The sequence below is a fragment of the Pseudoalteromonas sp. R86517 genome (assembly GCF_042466295.1).
Lineage (GTDB): Bacteria > Pseudomonadota > Gammaproteobacteria > Enterobacterales > Alteromonadaceae > Pseudoalteromonas > Pseudoalteromonas atlantica.
This window is the reverse complement of record NZ_JAXHCB010000001.1, coordinates 2660309-2678163: the sequence shown is the minus strand read 5'-3', so window position 1 is coordinate 2678163 and position 17855 is coordinate 2660309. Positions and strand designations below refer to the sequence as shown.

The window sequence follows — 17855 nt, the reverse complement described above, 5'->3', positions numbered from 1 at the left end:
TTACTCGTCTATAGGGAAAATTTCAACATGGGCTTGTTCGCGCATTTCTTGCTGCCAGTTAAAACTTTCTTCTTTAAATTTACGATTAAACAACATGCCGTGCGCACGGTTACGTTTAGCTAGCTCGGTTTTATCTGCTACACGTTTATCTAAAAGTTGTACTATGTGCCAACCAAATTGTGTTCTAAATGGTTCACTAATTTGATTTTTATCAAGTGATAACAAAGTATCTTTAAACGCCGGTACATACGTTGTTGGGTCAGTCCAATCATACTCACCGCCTTTAAGGGCTGAGCCTGGATCTTCTGAATATTCTTTAGCAAGCTCAGCAAAGTCAGCGTTTCCTGCGCGTAAATCTTTGGCAAATCCTGCTAGCATGCTACGTGCTTTTTCTTCACTTAAAATAATTGAAGGCTTAATAAGAATATGGCGTGAGCGTACTTCTGTAGTTTCTACTAATTGGCGACCACGTACATCTTGCACCTTAATTATATGAAAGCCAGCACCCGAGCGAAGCGGGCCAACAATAGCGCCTTTCTTTTGACCTTTTACAGCTTCGGCAAATAACGAAGGCATTTCGTTGATACCCATATAACCGAGTTGTCCACCTTCAAGCGCTTTTGAGCCACCTGATGATGAAATAGCGATGCGTTTAAACTCTTGGCCATCGTTTAATAGCTCAATAACTTTGTCAGCACGGGTTTTAGCACTGGTGATTTCATCTGCTGTTGCATCGTTAGGAATATCAATAAGGATGTGGCCAATATCATACTCTTCAGAGTTTTGACCTTGGCTTTCCATTATTTTTAACAGGTTATCTACTTCTTGTTGGCTAATATAGATTCGACGATCTACATTGGCACGGGTAACCTGTTGGGTGGTGATCTCTTTACGAATTTCTTCGCGGTAGGCTTGAAAGCTCTCGCCAGCGGCTTCAATGGTACGACGAAGATCGGCAATGCTGCCGCCTTGATCTTTTGCCATATTCGCGAGTGTTTGGTCTAACTGGCTGTCTGAAATTTCAAGGCCCATACGTTCAGCCATTTGCATCATAAGCGTTTGGTTAACTAAACGCTCAACGGCTTGTACGCGAAGCGTTTCGTCTTTAGGAAGTTGTTGGCCTTGCTCTGCGGCTTGCTTTTTAACACGATTAATTATGGTGTCTACTTCACTTTTTAAAATTACGCCTTGGTTTACAACACCAATTACTTTGTCGATTTCCTGTGGGGCGGCAAATGCGCCATGGCATAAGCTTAAGCTTAAAATAGCTGTTGATAATAGTTTTTTTAAATTCATATTCTTTTTACTACTCTTCTAATAGTACTGCTTTAAAACAGGGCGTACTGCATTTTAGGGCTTTAAAGTATCACCTTAATTGCTCGTTTGCCTTAATTATTAAGAAAATACGGTCTACGGTAGCCAAAAATACCTTGTTGTAATAATTTTTGTGCATCGTAACGGCTCTTACTGCCAAGTCCTTTTAATACAAAGTTTAAACTAATACCTGAATCAAAAGTGGCTTGTTGCTGCCCGATAGACTGATTTAAATCGGTTTCAATCTGACGGTGACCAGTAATTTGGATTGCCCAACAGCATGATTCATACTGTAATCCGCTTAAAAATTCGATGCTTCGATTATTTTCAAGGTCCCGGTGGTAGCTTGCAATAAATTGCCACTGATCACTAATTGGGATACTTGTAAATACACCCGTTTGCTCGATTGTATTTCCTGAGACATCATTTGCATAGCGATGGTTCAATTGAACTAGCTCATTATTGTCACCTTTGTAATCGAGGGTGACATTTGACTGGATCATTTGCTTACCATCCGTGTCGTATTGCATACCCGCTGAGAGGTACCAACGGCGGTGCCAATGTAGCATTGTTTGCGCTGCAAAAAGGGCGTTGTAGTTTGTCTCTGAGTCTAAATCTTGCTCGGTAGGTTTAGCCGAGTCGTTTAGGTAAAAAATTTGACCCGCGCTAAAGTTAAACACTTCTTCGTGTTTATTATCAAATAAGCGTGTTGTTGCACCTAACGTAAATTGGTTAGCTGCGGCTATACGGTCTACACCCGAAAAGCGCGTATCTCTAAATAGGCCAAAAAAGTCATCCTGTAGGCGAGTGGTGTCAAATAGGCCTATCTCAGATTGATCCTTATTAGGGGTATATAAATACTGTATTTGTGGCTCAAGAGTTTGAATGCCATCTTCAAAAAAGGTCGAGGTGTCACGTTCAAAATTAAGCTGCGAGTACAAACGTACTTTTGGCAAGGTACGCGAAACGCTATCGCTATATTGAGTGCCCGTTAAATTACCACTTTGCTTGTAGTTAGTTTGCAATAAGCTCACTTCTGAGAGAAACGACCACGCATGTGTTGCATAGTTAAAGCGGGCTTTTGGCTCTACGTGTACACGGGTAGCACTGTCTATGGCTATTTCTGAAGAGTCGTTGGTGAAGTGGCTTACTTCACCCGACAAACTAAAGTCAAAGTTATCAAAACGCCATGGGGCGGTTTGTGTAAAGCTAATTTGTGGAACCGCGGCATACGACTCTAAGTGATCGCCCAGTACTTCAAAGTTTTGAAATTTAATATCGGTACGCCATGTGTCACCAAGGTGAGTCACAGAGCCGGTACGATAAAGTTGGGTATCGGTTTTATTTGCGTAATTAGAGCTTAAATCGGTGATGTAGTTGTCATCACTGACGTTAGTTACATCAATATTGGCGCGCCAGTCTTCACTTAAATAGCTTTGTTGCTGCCAATGAAACATATAGCGCTCATCAAGGCTTGGCTCCGAATCATCGCTATCTAAGTATTCAATACCGACTAAGCCTTCATGTTGCTCCGTGAGGTATCTAAACTCAGTTTGCAATTGTAAGCCTTTGCGCGACATATAACGTGGTGTAATAGTGGCGTCAAAATTAGGCGCAATATTCCAATAATAAGGCGTAACAGTTTCAAGGCCGTAACGGTCGGAGCTTGAAATGCTTGGTGTTAATAAGCCCGACTTTCGTCGCTCATCCAGTGGAAACGTGAAATAAGGTAAATATAAAACGGGGGTATCAAGAATACGTAAAACGGCGTTATAGGTTTCGCCCCAGCCTTCTTCACGAGAGAGGTTAATTTCGTCGGCTTCTATTTCCCACACGGGTGTATCGCTTGGGCAAGTAGTAAAGCTTGCATTCATTAACAATAAGCCAGACTCGTTGACGGTGAGTTTTTCGGCGCCACCTTTGCCTTGTTGCGCTGTTAAGCTGTAATCGGCACCTAGTAGGCTTATTTCTGAATTATTTAAATCGGCATTTAAACCTGAGCTGTTTACTTGGCTTACACGGTCTTGATAAGTAATAGGGCCTGTTGCATTAAGTAAACCGCGCTGTTTATCTATAAGCGCAGTTTGTGCGGACAAACTCATATCAAGGGTGTTAATATCAACATTGCCGGTAAATTCAGCGCTTTGTGTGCCGAGGAGCTCTACATCGTCAGCTTGTATATCAACCGATCCTACCGCTAAGTTTGGTAGAGGTTGCCAAGCTCTGGTTTGCATTGAAATGCCACATAAATTGTGTGCCAGTTCAGTTTCGGCAAGCGATGGTGCGCTAATTACGCCTAGCATCAATATGCCCCAGGTTTTGCTCATTTATCGACCTTAATGCTCTTTGGTTTATTATAAGCTAGACATAATAAAGGAAAACAATGGCAAATACAGTAATTGACCTATAAAAATAGACATCTTATATAATGACACGCTTTGATAATTTACAACTATTTATAAATACGCACTTTGATGCTAAACCACACTCCTTAGTAGCCATTACTGGGGATGCCAGCTTTCGCCGTTATTACCGTTTAAGCTGTGCCGGAAAAGCGTTTATTGTGATGGACTCCGACCCACAAAAAGTAAATAACGCTCCGTATATTTCTCTTAATAAAGTATTCACCGACAACGGCTTTTTATTGCCTGAAATAATTGCAAGCGATGAAGAACAAGGCTTTTTTGTGTTAAGTGACTTAGGAAATACACACTTAGCCGATAAGCTCGATGAGCCAAATAGAGATGAATATTACAAGCAATTAATCCGTTTAGCGGCAAGCTGGGCCAAAACCCCTGAATCAGCAGCTATGCAAAATTATAATAAAGAATTTATTCACCTAGAGCTGAATATTTTTAGCCAATGGCTGGTTACTGATTTTATTGGCTTAACATTAAGTACTGAGCAAAAAACACTTTGGCAGCAAAGCTGTGAGCTATTAACGAACGCTATGCTAGCGCAGCCTACGGTGACGGTTCATCGTGATTATCACAGCCGTAATATTATGTATAGCAATGAGCAGTGGGCAATTATAGATTACCAAGATGCCGTGCGCGGGCCGCTGTGTTATGACTTAGTGTCGCTGCTACGTGATTGCTACTTTAAGTTGCCACAAGCACAGCTTAATCAGCTGCTTGAGTACGGATATGAAGAATTTACAGCGCAAAAATTAATAACAGATACTTCTTTTGAGCAGTTTAAACAGTGGTTTGATTTAACGGGTATTCAGCGCCATTTAAAGGCGGCGGGAATATTTTGCCGGCTCTATTTACGCGATGGCAAAACCGGTTACCTTGATAATATTTTGCCAACGTTGGATTACATTGTTGATGTTGCTAAAACCTATCCAGAGCTTGCAGCGTTAAGTGAGTGGGTAAGCAGCATTGTAATACCGCAGGTAACACTAAAATTAGCTAAGGAGCGCACATGAAAGCCATGATTTTAGCTGCCGGGCGCGGCCAGCGAATGATGCCGCTTACACAAGCTATGCCTAAACCTATGCTAAAAGTGGCGGGTAAACCGCTGATTGAGCACCATATTAATAACCTTAAAGCCGCTGGCATTACTAACATTGTTATAAACCTAGCTTGGCAAGGGGATAAAATAAAAAGCTATTTTAAAAATGGTGCTGAGTTTGGTGTGAGTATTGAATATAGCCAAGAGGCTGAGGGCGGCCTTGAAACCGCAGGCGGAATTATTCAGGCGCTGCCATTACTAGGTGAGCAATTTATTGTAATTAACGGCGATGTATTCACAGATTACGATGTGAGTGCGCTTACACAATTGCACCTGCAAGATGGCGAGGCCCACATAGTGTTAGTAGAAAACCCACCTCATAACGAAAAAGGGGATTTTGCATTAAGTCACTTATCGGCTGAGAGTCAAAAGTATACATTTTCGGGAATTAGCCGTTACCACGCTAATTTTTTTAAAGGTTTAGAGCCAGGCATACGCCCGCTTGGGCCAATATTGCGAGAAAAACTCGCCCAACAGGTTATCTCAACTGAGCTTTATATTGGTCAGTGGGACGATATAGGCACACCACAGCGACTCGCGCAGCTCAACGAGCGCATACAAAACACACTTTAATAGAGGCAGTTAATTAGATGTGGGGAAAAATACTCGGTTTTTGTTTTGGCTTTATGTTTGGCAAAATTTTTGGCGCCATTTTAGGTTTATACCTCGGCCATTTATTTGATAAAAGCTTAAAAAACGATTTTGATAAAGCCGGAGGCTTTTCAGGTTTGTTTAAAGGTGATGATGTAAACGAGCGCCAAGCGTTGTTTTTTTCGAGCTGTTTTGCGGTTATGGGGCATATTGCAAAGTCGAACGGTCGCGTAAGCGAGGTGCATATAAAAGCGGCAAGTATGTTTATGGATGAAATGGGGCTAAAGGGCGATGAGCGCCGCGAAGCTCAGCATGCATTTCAATCAGGTAAAGACAGCGACTTTTCGATTAAAGAAACAGTGCACGACTTTAAAGAACGCTTTGCAAAACGTTACGACTTACTGCAACTGTTTTTAGAAATTCAAATTCAAATGGCGTTTTCTGATGGCGTGCTCGCAGAGCAAGAAAAACAGCTGTTACAAGAGGTAAGTAAGCAATTAGGTATTTCTAAAACTCATTTTGCTTTTATTCTTAAGCGTTACCAAGCTGAATTTAGTTTTAGACAGCAGCAACAACAGTATAGACAACAGCAGCAAGGTCAAAGTAGCAGTTACCGTGAAGGCTCTGGTCATCATGTGCCCCCTAATAACAGCATGAACCGCTCACAGGCCTTGGCTTTATTAGGGTTAAGTAGTGACGCGACGCAACGAGATATTAAAGTAGCGTATCGTAAATTAATGGCGCAGCATCACCCTGATAAATTAGTCTCTCAAGGGCTGCCTAAACACATGATGGAAGTAGCAGTTAAAAAAAGCCAAGATATTCAAGCGGCTTACGAGTATTTAAAAAAGGCGGCGTAAAAAACCGTCTATCACTTTAGTTAACCGTGCATGCTGCTCTGGCGCATCGCGCAGGCCAAAGAGTTGGCGCTGGCGGTAATCAAATTTAGCATTTCGATTTACCCAGCGCTGACGGTTTTTAAGGCTCATAAGTATATCGGTATTGTCATTTGCATAGTAAATATCAAGCAAGGCGGGGGTCACCAGCGATGTGGTTTGCGCTAAACCTTTATTACGCTGTGTATTAGGTAAATAACTACTTAAGCTTATAAACGCATCTATTCGCGAGTCAGGAAAATCAGCATAGTATTCTAGGAGTACCCCCGCACTGGTACCTTGTGCTATGACGACAATATTATTTGGCTCACTCATTGCGTTTTGATAGAGCGCCTCATAACGCATTATTAAATTAGTTTTATAATTGCTTAGTACCTCATTACTCACCAAGTCAATGGCATTAACAAAGTGTGGCTCTTGAGCCGTTGTGGCAACACCGTCGCTGTTACTTTGCGCCGTTTTTGTTGGCTCTTCAGTTTGCGCTTGCGTACTTGATTGGGCAGCTGCTTGTGCAGCCATGTTACTTGCTTGCCAATCTATATCGGGTACTGTCATGGCGTAGGTTGTGTAACCTAAATTAGTAAGCTCTTTTCGCAGGTAACTCATGCCAGCATTGCTAGTGGGGGTAGAATTCCAATCGGGGATGAGTAATACAATACCTCTAAAATCTCGGCTCATGTATTCGCTATACAAACTTAAAAACTCTGTATCGCCAGCAAGTATGGGTTTAACTTCATCATTGGGTAGTAGACGTTTTATATCGCTATTTTCGATACTTGATAAAGAAGGTGGGGCTATATGCTCTGCAGCACTGGCATATGCGCTTAAGCATAACGCAGAGCAATAACATACACTTTGTAGCGTTTTTTTGATTAGCTGCGCAAATATCATAGTAAGCCCAAAAGGTGAGTAATAACTAAGTATCGGCGCGCTAAGGTAAAAGTTTAGTACTAACTTTGTGGGCTTTACCTATTAAAAGTCGGGCTCTACCTCAAAGGTCAGTACTTGCTCGGTCACGGGGTGTTTTAGTTGCAACATTTGCGCATGTAGTTGTAAACGTGGCGCCGCGGCTAGGGCCTCTTTATGGGCATAAAGTCTATCGCCCAGTATTGGGTGGCCAAGGCTTAGCATGTGCACGCGTAATTGGTGCGAGCGCCCCGTAATTGGCGTGAGCTCTACACGTGTTGCGCCCGCTTCTCGTGCAAGTATTTTAAAGTGGGTTAGCGAGGGCTTACCGTTTTCATAATCAACCATTTGCTTAGGGCGATTAGGCCAATCACAGATAAGTGGCAAATCAACCGAACCGGTATCTTGCTCAAGTTGGCCGTAAACACGTGCAATATAGCGTTTTGCAGTTTCACGTTCTTGAAACTGCATACTTAAATGCCTATGAGCTGCCTTATTCATAGCAAGGCAAAGTATGCCTGACGTTGCCATATCTAGGCGGTGCACTATTTTAGCTGTAGGAAAAACACGGTTAACGCGATTAATTAAGCTATCGGCATGTTTTGGATCTTTACCTGGGACGGTTAAAAGTTCGCTGGGTTTATTAACGATGAGTAAGTCGTCATCTTGGTGCAGTATTGTTAAATACGGACTCATTGGGGGATTGTAATTAACTAACACGGCCGACCTCAGTAATTTTGCAGGGCGCTATTTTAGGGGAGCGAGAGCAAAGGCTCAAGGAAAAGATAAAAGTTTAATTGCGTATTTTTCATGCTGGTGTGAAATTGCACCAACTTAAAGTTGTAGGAACACATTATGGCAAGGCAAAGTATTTCACTTACTGAACAGAATGATTTATGGCTTCGTAATCACGTTGAAAACGTGGGGGATTACACAAATAAAAGTGAATTGCTGAATGATTTAATTCGCCGTGCAAGAAGAGCAGAAGCAATAAATGGTAAGCTTGCTAACTCAGAAAAAAGCGGTTTTAGTGATCAATCGACGTGCCGTTTGTGGCTCAGACAGCATCTATTATAGAGTTACAGAAATAGATATTGAAATAATGGCTATACTAGGTGGCTAAGATACTGATGAGTAATTGTAGAGGTGAATGTAAAAAGCACGGCCTGTAAACCGTGCTTTTTGAAGTGTAGTTTAGTTAAATCTTGAGCTAACTAACGGCAGATAGCTATAAACTAAACGCTCAAAAACCTTTAGTGTGAAACTACGATTAAGCGTATCGCATCAAGTTTTAACTGGGCTTTTTCTATATGCGTTGTCAGCTCGCTGCGCTGCTTATCGAAGAAGGTAATTTCTTCTTGGCGAATATTAGGGTTAATTTGCTTAAGCGCTTCAAGGCGAGCTTGCTCTTCCCCTAAGGTGCTTTGCATTTTTTCAAGTGACGCACTGCGTATAACCTCAAGCTGTTGCTGAGCCATTTCTTTTGCGGTGTTGATCATTGGGTGAACCGCACCTTGTAAAGCGCCTGCTAATTTACTTGCAGTTTGACGACCAACGGCTGAAAGCTGTTGGTTAAAGCTATCAAACGCCACGTTTTCGCCGAGGTTATTACTGGCTTTATCAAGTAATATGCGAATAGGCGTTGGCGGTAAAAAGCGACCTACTTGCAGGGCTTTTGGTGCCATAGCTTCGGCTACAAATATTAGCTCAACAAAAAAGGTACCTGGTGGTAATTTTTTGTTTTTAAGTAAAGCAACAGAGGCACTACCAAAGTCATCATCACAAATCATGTCCATTGTGCCTTGCACCATAGGATGATCCCAGCTAATAAAATGTACGTCTTCTTGCGAAAGGGCGGTATCGCGGTCAAAGGTAACCGTCATGCCATCTTCTTTTAAGCTTGGGAACGATGCACTTAGCATATGCTCTGTTGGCTTTAAAATAATGGTGTTTTCGCCTTTGTCTTCTTGGCTTACTCCAAATGTGTCGAATACGTTGATCATGTAACTTGGTAACTCAAATTGGTTATCAAGTGCTTCAATTTCTTCAACCAATGAATCGGCAGCGCCTTGGCCTGATGAATGCAGCTCTAATAAACGGTCTCGGCCACTTTCCATTTGCTTGCGTAGCACGGCATTTTGCTTGGCTACTTGCTCAAGTAGAGGGTCGAGCTCTTCTTCATCACAATTATGGGCAGCAATGTAATCAAGTAGGTCTTCACTAAATTCTTTATACAATAGCTGGCCAGTGGTAGATGTGCTTTCAAATGCATCAAGGCCTTCGTTGTACCAACGCAGTAATACTTCTTGCGCTGTATTTTCAAAATACGGCACATGAATATTAACATCCTTTGTTTGCCCAATACGGTCTAATCGGCCAATACGTTGTTCAAGTAAGTCAGGGTTTAGTGGTAAATCAAATAACACTAAGTGATGCGAGAACTGGAAGTTACGTCCTTCTGAGCCAATCTCTGAACACAGCAGTATTTGTGCATTGTCGTATTCATCGGCAAAAAAGGCGGCTGCGCGGTCACGCTCTATAATCGACATGCCCTCGTGGAACACAGATGCTTTTATTGCTTCACGCTCACGCAAAATTTGCTCAAGGCTAATAGCGGTTTCGGCTTTGGCACAAATAAGCAGTACTTTTTCGTGCTTTAGGGTTTTAAGTGTTTCGATTAACCAATCTACACGTGGATCAAATGCGCCCCAGCTTGCACTTTCACCTTCAAACTCTTGAAAGATTTTCTCTGGAAACAGCGCGCGTTGTGCGCTTAGCTCTGCACTTTGTATACCGCTCATGCTGCCAAGTACTGACATTGCTGTTTTATATTGCTTTGGCAGTGCCATTGGGTAAGCATGTAATTTACGGCTAGGGTAGCCATCAATTCCGCTGCGACTGTTTCTAAACAAAATACGACCTGTACCGTGGCGATCAAGCAGCATGTTAAGTATTTCTTTACGCGCCGGTAAATCACCTTGCTGAGCTTTTTCAAGCACATCAGTAATATCGGTTTCTTTTAATAGCTCAATAAGTGTGGCTTTGGCTGTATCATCAAGGGCTTGCGCTTGCAGTAGCTGATTTGCCGCTTCGGCAACGTCTTTGTAATTAGCTTCTTCTTCTTTGAATACGTCGTAGTCGTAAAATCTATCTGGGTCGAGCAATTGTAAGCGGGCAAAGTGGCTACGGTGACCAAGTTGATCAGGCGTTGCTGTTAATAGAATAAGACCCGGAATATCTTGGCTAAGCTCAGCCATGCGCTGATATTCGGTGCTCGGCTTACCATTGTTAATGCTTAGGTGGTGCGCTTCATCAACAACTAATAAATCCCAATCAGCAAGTGTTGCTTGTTCAAACCAGCGTTTTTTCTTGGTTAAAAACTCAAGGCTGGTAAGCACTAGCTGCTCGGTATCAAATACGTTTGGCGAGTCTGCAAAGGCTTCGTCGCAGCGCTCTTCATCAAAAATAGAAAAACGTAAATTAAAGCGGCGTAGCATTTCTACTAACCATTGGTGTTGCAGGTTTTCTGGCACCACAATGAGTACACGGCTAGCACGGCCACTAATGATTTGTTGGTGTAAAATCATGCCGGCTTCGATGGTTTTACCAAGGCCTACTTCATCTGAGAGCAGTACCCGTGGGGCAAAACGTTTACCTACTTCTTGTGCAATATAAAGCTGATGCGGAATAAGGTTAGCGCGCTGGCCAATTAAGCCTTTAATAGGCGATTGCTGGCGCTCAAATTGGTGTTGCCATGTTTGGTAACGTAAGGTGTAGCGATCAAAGCGATCTACTTGGCCTGCAAATAAACGATCTTGCGGTTTATTAAACTTAATAAAATGATCTAAAAAGGTTTCTTTTAGCTTTGCTTCTTCGCCGGTATCAACGCGAGTACCTACGTAGCAAAGTAGTTCACCTTGCACTTCAATAGACTCTACTTCTAATTCCCATTCTTCAACGCTTTTGATCACATCACCTGGATTAAATGCCACACGGGTAACCGGTGCTTCTGCACTAGAATAAACACGGTTTTCACCACTGGCAGGAAATAAAATGCTGACCTGGCGGCCTTCAATGGCAACTACGGTGCCTAATCCTAAATCTGACTCTGTATCACTGATCCAACGCTGACCTAAGGAAAAATTCATGTATGTCTCGTCTATGAAGAAAAAGGCGGCTATGTTACCTGTTACATAACACCACTGCAAGGCGCTATTTGACTCACTTTTAATTAATTTTATAAGTGCGAATTAATCCCATTAACAGTGCTAACAAATGGCTCTTTTTTAGGTAAATAAAAACTATATCGTGTTTGTAATAAAACGGACTTTTATGACAAATAGACTAAACTTAGATTATGCCTTAGCAATTAAGTATTGCAGGTTTGAATTTAGGCCCGTTTTACTTAGTTATTTTGGTATAGCATAAAAATCATAAAACGTAAGGAAAGTGCTATGGAAAAAGCTTCGAACCTTGAAAGTAAAATGTATGTGCTAGACACCAATGTATTACTCCACGAACCCCTCGCTTATTTGTCTTTCCAAGAACATAACGTTGTCATTCCCATGACTGTTTTAGAAGAGCTTGACCACATTAAAGATAGAAAACACGACGTAAGCCGTGATGCACGAGTGGCTATTCGCGGCTTAGATGAGGTACTAAAAGACGCAACTCCAGAGCAAATGTTGCAGGGTGTTGCACTGCCTAGCAATAAAAAGGCAAATGCCAATTCCACCGGTACGCTCATTATTGTTAATGATCATCTTTTTGCAGATTCTATTTCTGGTTTACCGGGGGATGAAAACGACCACCGTATTATTAACTGCGCCGTGTATTTACAAAAACAGCACAGCGATTCAAAAATTGTATTGGTGACAAAAGATATAAACATGCGCCTTAAAGCAAAAGGTGCAGGCCTTAAATATGTTGAAGATTACCGTACCGACCAACTAATTGATGATATTGCTTTATTAACTAGCGGCTATAAAAAAATAGAGGGCGATTTTTGGCAGCACGTAGGGCAATGCGAAACACAGCAGCACGGCCGTGATACGTTTCATTATGTGGCTAAAAACTTAATTCCAGATGTGTTTTGCAATGAGTACATACTTGATGGCAGCGAGCACTTTGCTGCGCGGGTCAAATCTTACGATAACGAGCGTATTAAATTAAAAGATATTAGTGTTGAGCGTTTAATGCACCAGCAAGCGTGGGGCGTAAAACCTAAAAATATTTACCAAGGTATGGCACTCGACGCCTTGCTTGACCCTAGTATTGAGCTGGTTATTTTAACCGGCCCAGCGGGGTGTGGTAAAACATTACTGGCACTAGCCAGTGCGCTTGAAATGGTGATTGAACGCGGTATTTACGACAAGGTCATTGTAACGCGTAATACCCCCGAAATAGCTGAGTCTATCGGTTTTTTACCCGGTACCGAAGAAGAAAAAATGGCGCCGTGGCTAGCTGCAATTACCGACACCTTAGAGGTACTACACAAAGGAGACGAGAACCCAATTTCGAGTCGCAATTACATAATGGAAAAAGCCAATGTACAGTTTAAGTCGGTGAACTTTATGCGTGGGCGTAGTATTCAAAATGCAGTGGTAATTTTGGATGAGAGCCAAAACTTAACGGCATCTCAGCTTAAAACTATTATTACCCGTTGTGGCGAGGGAACAAAACTAATTTGTAGCGGTAATTTAGCGCAAATAGATAGTAACTACTTAACCCCCGTTACCTCCGGCCTTACTTATATTGTTGAGCGTTTTAAAGACTTTGAAGGTAGTGCAACAGTTAATTTAAACGGGGTAGTGCGCAGCCGTTTAGCCTCCTTTGCAGAAGAAAATTTATAACTTGCGCAGAACAATTTGGCTCGATAGTCTAGTGGCTGACTATCGGGCCAAAACTTAGGCAAAACGTTGAAATTTTTACCTCTAAAAGACTATTACCGCTCTTTATTTGTAGCATTATTTGTTCCCTTATTTGTGGCATTTTTACTGTGTTTGCACTTGTATAATATAAAAGTTGAGCGCGCCATAGAAAAACGTCAAGCCGATTTTGAACAAGTGTCGGCTCAAGTTAGCCATATAATGAGCTCGGTAAACGACTTTTTTGACAATGCCTTTATATCGTATCAGCAGCCTAGTGTTGAGCAGTTCAATCGCAACTTATTAGAAGGTATTAATCAATACGACAATTACTACTACCGCCACTTTAGCGAGCGCCAAGGCGAAATAGTCGGTAAAGGGCAGTTTGCTTTTTCTAACCGGGCGTTGATCCAATGGCAGCAAGCTACAACCCTAAGCCCAACGTTTAATACCGCGTTATCGCTTATGCAATCGTTGTCGGCTGTTGCCTATGTTGATGATTCGGGGTTTGCCTATGTGGTAAGGCGTAATAAAAGCCAAAGCACTATGCTTAATAAAATTTTAAATGGTAATTTTAAGCCCACATTTATACCTGGCCAGCTTACCTCAAGCGCCATTGTTAAAATACGCGATAGCGCTTATTTTGCTATTGGCCGTAAAAAACAACCTAATTCGTCAGACTACATCATTTTAATATACGATTTAGAGGCCATGTCTAGCTGGCTTAAAAAGGTGGCACCAAGCGAAGGCGAATATGTGTTTATGAACCAGTCGCATCAAGTGATAGCCAGCTCTGTTAAGCAGTTAAATGAAGCAACAGCCTTAAAAGATTATTGGCCTGAATTAGCCCATAACAATGAAAAAATAAACTTAGTTAATAACAAAAATGCGCAGTTTTTTATGCAAGCTATGGGGAATCTGCCCATTCATGCCGCCTTTTATGAGCCGCAGATAAAAGTGATCACGCCAATTAGGTATGAGGTTCTTTTAGAGTTTGCGTTTTTAACGTTATTTTTAAGCTTAATGTTTGCGGTATTTTTTTGGTTAAGCCAACGTATTTTTGTTAGACCTATGACTCATTTAATGCAATATTTTGAACAAAATGATGCCCCTAAAGCTGCGCTTTCCAATTACCCCATTCCTTTAAATTGGCAGCCTTGGTTTTCTCGCGTTAAATATGTATTTGATAAAAATGCACAGTTAGTTGAGTCGCTCCAAGAGGCTAATAAAGAACTCGATGAGCAGTTACAGCTGCAATCTCAAAAGCTAAAACGTAGCTACGAAGCAAAAGAGCGACACCTAGCGCTATTAAATACCATGCTAAATAGTGTGCCTGATCTTATTTACTTTAAAAATATTGATGGCTCTTTTTTAGGTTGTAATAAAGCATTTGAAGCCTATGTAGGCAAAGAGCAAGCCATCCTCGTCGGTAAGCGTATTGAAGATTTAGACAGCGACGATTTACAGTTAAGCCTACTAGAAAAGCAAGTTTTACAAACCAAAAGTAGCATTGAGCAACGCATAGATAGCACCGACAAATCGTATCAATTAACGATTGCCCCATTTTATAACGAGCACCAGCACTTATTAGGCACTATGGGAATTGGGCGAGACATTACTGAGCAGCAGCAAACTCTATCGGCGTTAAAAGCGTCAGAATCTAAATTTAGAAGTGCAATAGAGTTTGCAGCAAACAGTGTGGTGTTACTTTCGCTTGAGCACACCATATTGCAAGTTAACAAAGCGGCTCGTAAGTTATTTTCACAGCAAGATATTTTAACTGGTGAGCCACTAAAAATGCTGTTTGATGAGGCGCAGTGGCAAGAAATAAAAAATGCGCTTTGTCACTTATTAGATGATAAAAAACGGGTTTATCATTTAACGCTCTCACAAGGAAAACTAACAAGTTGGCTGCAGCTGAGTGTGTCGCTGGTGTGGGATGAAAACCGTGATCCCTCTTATTATGTTATTCATATTCAAGATGTAAGTGCGCTGACTAAAGCTAAGCATGACGCAGAACGCGCAACAATAGCTAAAAGCCGCTTTATTGCTAATCTAAGCCATGAGATCCGCACCCCTCTTAACGCTGTGTTAGGGCTGTTAGATATGATAGTAGAGCAAGGCTTAAAAAATAAGCAGCTGCAACAAACTAAGCAGGCTAAAAACGCAGCACAAAGCTTATTATTAATGCTAAACAGAATGCTCGATTTTGCCCGTGTAGAAAGTGCGCAAGCGCAAATTAAACCGGTGCCTTTTTGCTTAGTTGAACTGATTGATATTTGTGAGAGCTTAACAGCGCCATTGTGCCAAAACAAAGGGTTAAGCTTTAATATTGAAATAGATCCACTCATTAACCCCGCGCTGGTGGGGGATTCAATACGTTTGCAACAAATATTAGGTAACTTACTTACCAATGCCGTTAAGTTTACTAATAAAGGCAGTATTACCTTAAAAATGGTGCTTGAAGAAAATGACGTTTTAGATCAGCAACGTATTTGTTTTCACGTAATAGACAGTGGTGTAGGTATTGCTAAAGCTGACCAACGACGACTGTTTGATGCTTTTACTCAAGGCGATGAATCTTCTACGCGTATTCACCAAGGGGTCGGGCTTGGACTTGCTATAGTTAAACATGGTGTAGCCTTAATGGGCGGCGAAATTGCAATTAATAGCGACAAAGGCCGTGGATGTGAGTTTTTCTTTACTCTAGCGCTTGCGGTAGATACGGCTAAAAATAGTGTATTTATACCTAATACATTAGCCATTGTGAGCGATGACACTGTACGGCTAAACGAAGTGGTTAATGCCTACTCACAAGTGGTAGCTATTGATTTAGAAGAGGCGCTTCGCTACCCAATAAAGCTTGCTGATGCACAGCAACTGATTATTGATGAAACCACATTGAACGATTTATTGAAGGTTGAATCTATACACGAAACGCTCAGTGGCAACTCATACCCTGTGGTTGTGGTGAATCACGAACACACTTTAGCATTGCCTTGTACTACGCAAATTAACGCACAACATGTTAAAGCTACGGCGTTAGCTCAGCGCTTGATTAGCTTAAATGCTAATGCGGGGGCGGAGCCACCTAAAGCCGCTGAAAATAATGAAGAAGTAAAAAAAGATATATCGGGTCTACTTATTATGGCGGTTGATGATAACCCGCTTAATTTAGACATTATTAGCAGTGTGCTAAAACAGGCCCATATAAATGTAATAACGGTTACCAATGCGCCAGATGCAATAGAGCTGCTACAAATATTAAAACCAGATTTAATTCTGATGGACGTGCAAATGCCGCATATTGATGGTTGCCAAGCAACGCAATTGATTCGCCAACAGTTTGACGCGCGCCAGCTGCCTATTTTTGCTTTAACAGCACATTGTGAACCTGCAGATGTTGAGCGCTCACTTAGTAGCGGCATGAATAAGCATTTGACTAAACCTGTGGTTGCAGCTGTGCTGTTAGATGCAATTAGAGACGTAGACTTTATAAAACCTAAGTTTTATGACCAAAGCTTTGCGCTCACCCAGTTTAATTTTGATGAAAATTTACTGGCAACCATGGTCGGAAAGTTTGCCAAATTGTGTGAAACGCAGTTAGAACAAATTGAAGAAAACACCCAGCGAGATGAAGTGGTACGCTTAGTGCATAGCATTAAAGGCGTGGCAGGTAACTTAGGTTTTATTAGGCTTTCATTGTGTGCGAAACAATGTGAAACGCACCTTAAAACAACTAACGAGCCGCTTCAGCACACTTTAAAAGAGCTAATCATTCAGCTAAAGCAAGTGATTATATTTATTGAAACCTTAGGGGGACGGGATGTCGAAAAAAGCTAAAATACTGATTGTGGATGATGATCCCCTTAACCGGCTGGTGCTTGAAAAAACACTGGGCACGGAGCATGACGTATTTTTAGTCGAAAGCGGCGAAAAAGCGCTCACCTTTATTAAATTAAATCAGGTCGATTTAATTATTTTAGATGTGGTGATGCCAGGCATTGATGGTTATGAAGTGCTTGTACAGCTTAAAGAAAACCCTATTACTCAGTCTATTCCTATTGTGTTTATATCGGCTAATAATAGCCACACCGATGAAGCAAAAGGCCTTGAGTTAGGTGCAATGGATTACATCACTAAACCCTTTAATGCGTCTATAGTCAAAGTGAGGGTACGCAACCAATTACTGATCAAGCAAAAAAATGATTTGCTAGAAATGCTTGCCTCAATTGATGGTTTAACGGAAATACCCAACAGGCGTTATTTAGATGAAAACCTCTCTCGTGAATGGCGCAGAAGTAAACGCAATGGCTCGTGTTTGTCTGTTTTATTAATGGATATAGATCACTTTAAGCGTTACAACGATTGCTATGGCCACCGAGCGGGGGATGAGTGTTTAAAGCAGGTTGCCCAGGCGTTAGCAGCGCAATGTGAGCGTAGTACTGACTTTATTGCCCGCTACGGGGGGGAAGAATTTGCAGCGGTATTACCCGATGTTAACAAACAACAGGCATTAGCATTTGCCCAAAAGTTAAGAAAAGCAGTAAACAGCCTCAATATAGAGCACAAAGCTTCGTTAAATGCAGATCACATAACAATCAGTATTGGCATTGCCAGTATGGAAAACGGCAATGCAAGTGCCGAACAAGCCTTACTCGAACAAGCTGACCTAGGGCTATATGCCGCAAAAGATGCAGGGCGAGATCAGGTGGTTGCGCTTAACTTATAATGTGGCTGTGTTTATATTAAAGCGTTATTTAAA

12 protein-coding genes are annotated in these 17855 nt (G+C 41.7%); 7 read left to right on the top strand and 5 right to left on the bottom strand.

The genetic code is table 11. The annotated features are described in order from the left end of the window. Positions 1–1296 carry a peptidylprolyl isomerase SurA gene (gene surA / locus SJY38_RS12120; RefSeq protein WP_064385734.1) on the bottom strand — a complete coding sequence of 432 codons (1296 nt, stop codon included), beginning with the start codon at positions 1294–1296 and terminating at the stop codon, positions 1–3. 92 nt (positions 1297–1388) lie between these two features. After that, positions 1389–3641 (bottom strand): LPS assembly protein LptD, encoded by a 2253-nt coding sequence (gene lptD / locus SJY38_RS12115; RefSeq protein ID WP_055254919.1) that lies wholly within the window; start codon positions 3639–3641, stop codon positions 1389–1391. Positions 3642–3742: 101 nt separating this feature from the next. Here lptD and SJY38_RS12110 point away from each other — a divergent pair, with 101 nt between their 5' ends. Genes SJY38_RS12110 through djlA form a run of 3 tightly spaced genes read left to right on the top strand, consistent with a single transcriptional unit; the run spans position 3743 to position 6281 of the window. Continuing rightward, positions 3743–4744 (top strand): aminoglycoside phosphotransferase family protein, encoded by a 1002-nt coding sequence (locus tag SJY38_RS12110; RefSeq protein ID WP_377109839.1) that lies wholly within the window; start codon positions 3743–3745, stop codon positions 4742–4744. Continuing rightward, entirely contained in the window at positions 4741–5403 is a 663-nt protein-coding gene (gene murU / locus SJY38_RS12105) for an N-acetylmuramate alpha-1-phosphate uridylyltransferase MurU (protein WP_024031520.1), read from the top strand. The genes SJY38_RS12110 and murU overlap by 4 nt, the downstream gene beginning before the upstream one ends. Positions 5404–5420: 17 nt before the next feature. Then, complete coding sequence (djlA, locus tag SJY38_RS12100; protein WP_029773301.1) at positions 5421–6281, top strand: co-chaperone DjlA; 861 nt, start codon at positions 5421–5423, stop codon at positions 6279–6281. On the opposite strand, the gene SJY38_RS12095 is transcribed toward djlA, so the two are convergent. Together SJY38_RS12095 and rluA are read right to left on the bottom strand one after the other, a co-directional pair. Further along, positions 6264–7208, bottom strand: coding sequence for a DUF3530 family protein (locus tag SJY38_RS12095; protein WP_286744469.1), 945 nt, complete (start codon positions 7206–7208; stop codon positions 6264–6266). The two genes, djlA and SJY38_RS12095, sit on opposite strands and share 18 nt — an antisense overlap. Before the next feature lie 81 nt (positions 7209–7289). Then, positions 7290–7943 (bottom strand): bifunctional tRNA pseudouridine(32) synthase/23S rRNA pseudouridine(746) synthase RluA, encoded by a 654-nt coding sequence (gene rluA / locus SJY38_RS12090; protein ID WP_024031523.1) that lies wholly within the window; start codon positions 7941–7943, stop codon positions 7290–7292. A 135-nt stretch (positions 7944–8078) separates the two neighbouring features. Between rluA and SJY38_RS12085 the strand changes: the two genes are divergently transcribed. After that, positions 8079–8300: a CopG family transcriptional regulator gene (locus tag SJY38_RS12085; RefSeq protein WP_286744465.1), complete on the top strand. Its 222-nt coding sequence runs from the start codon at positions 8079–8081 to the stop codon at positions 8298–8300. Between the two features lie 176 nt (positions 8301–8476). Here the strand turns inward: SJY38_RS12085 and rapA are convergent, their stop codons facing one another. Further along, a complete protein-coding gene (gene rapA / locus SJY38_RS12080) occupies positions 8477–11371 on the bottom strand; it encodes an RNA polymerase-associated protein RapA (RefSeq protein WP_096041176.1) in 2895 nt (964 codons plus the stop codon). Positions 11372–11677: 306 nt separating this feature from the next. Here rapA and SJY38_RS12075 point away from each other — a divergent pair, with 306 nt between their 5' ends. The 3 genes from SJY38_RS12075 to SJY38_RS12065 all read left to right on the top strand — a co-directional run bounded on the left by SJY38_RS12075 (position 11678) and on the right by SJY38_RS12065 (position 17822). Then, the gene (locus tag SJY38_RS12075; RefSeq protein WP_004585867.1) at positions 11678–13075 is read left to right on the top strand and encodes a PhoH family protein; all 1398 of its coding nucleotides are present in this window, start codon (positions 11678–11680) and stop codon (positions 13073–13075) included. Positions 13076–13141: 66 nt separating this feature from the next. Beyond that, positions 13142–16933 (top strand): ATP-binding protein, encoded by a 3792-nt coding sequence (locus SJY38_RS12070; RefSeq protein WP_377109838.1) that lies wholly within the window; start codon positions 13142–13144, stop codon positions 16931–16933. Beyond that, complete coding sequence (locus tag SJY38_RS12065; RefSeq protein ID WP_248442668.1) at positions 16917–17822, top strand: diguanylate cyclase; 906 nt, start codon at positions 16917–16919, stop codon at positions 17820–17822. Before SJY38_RS12070 ends, SJY38_RS12065 begins: the two co-directional genes overlap by 17 nt. Positions 17823–17855: the final 33 nt, after the last annotated feature.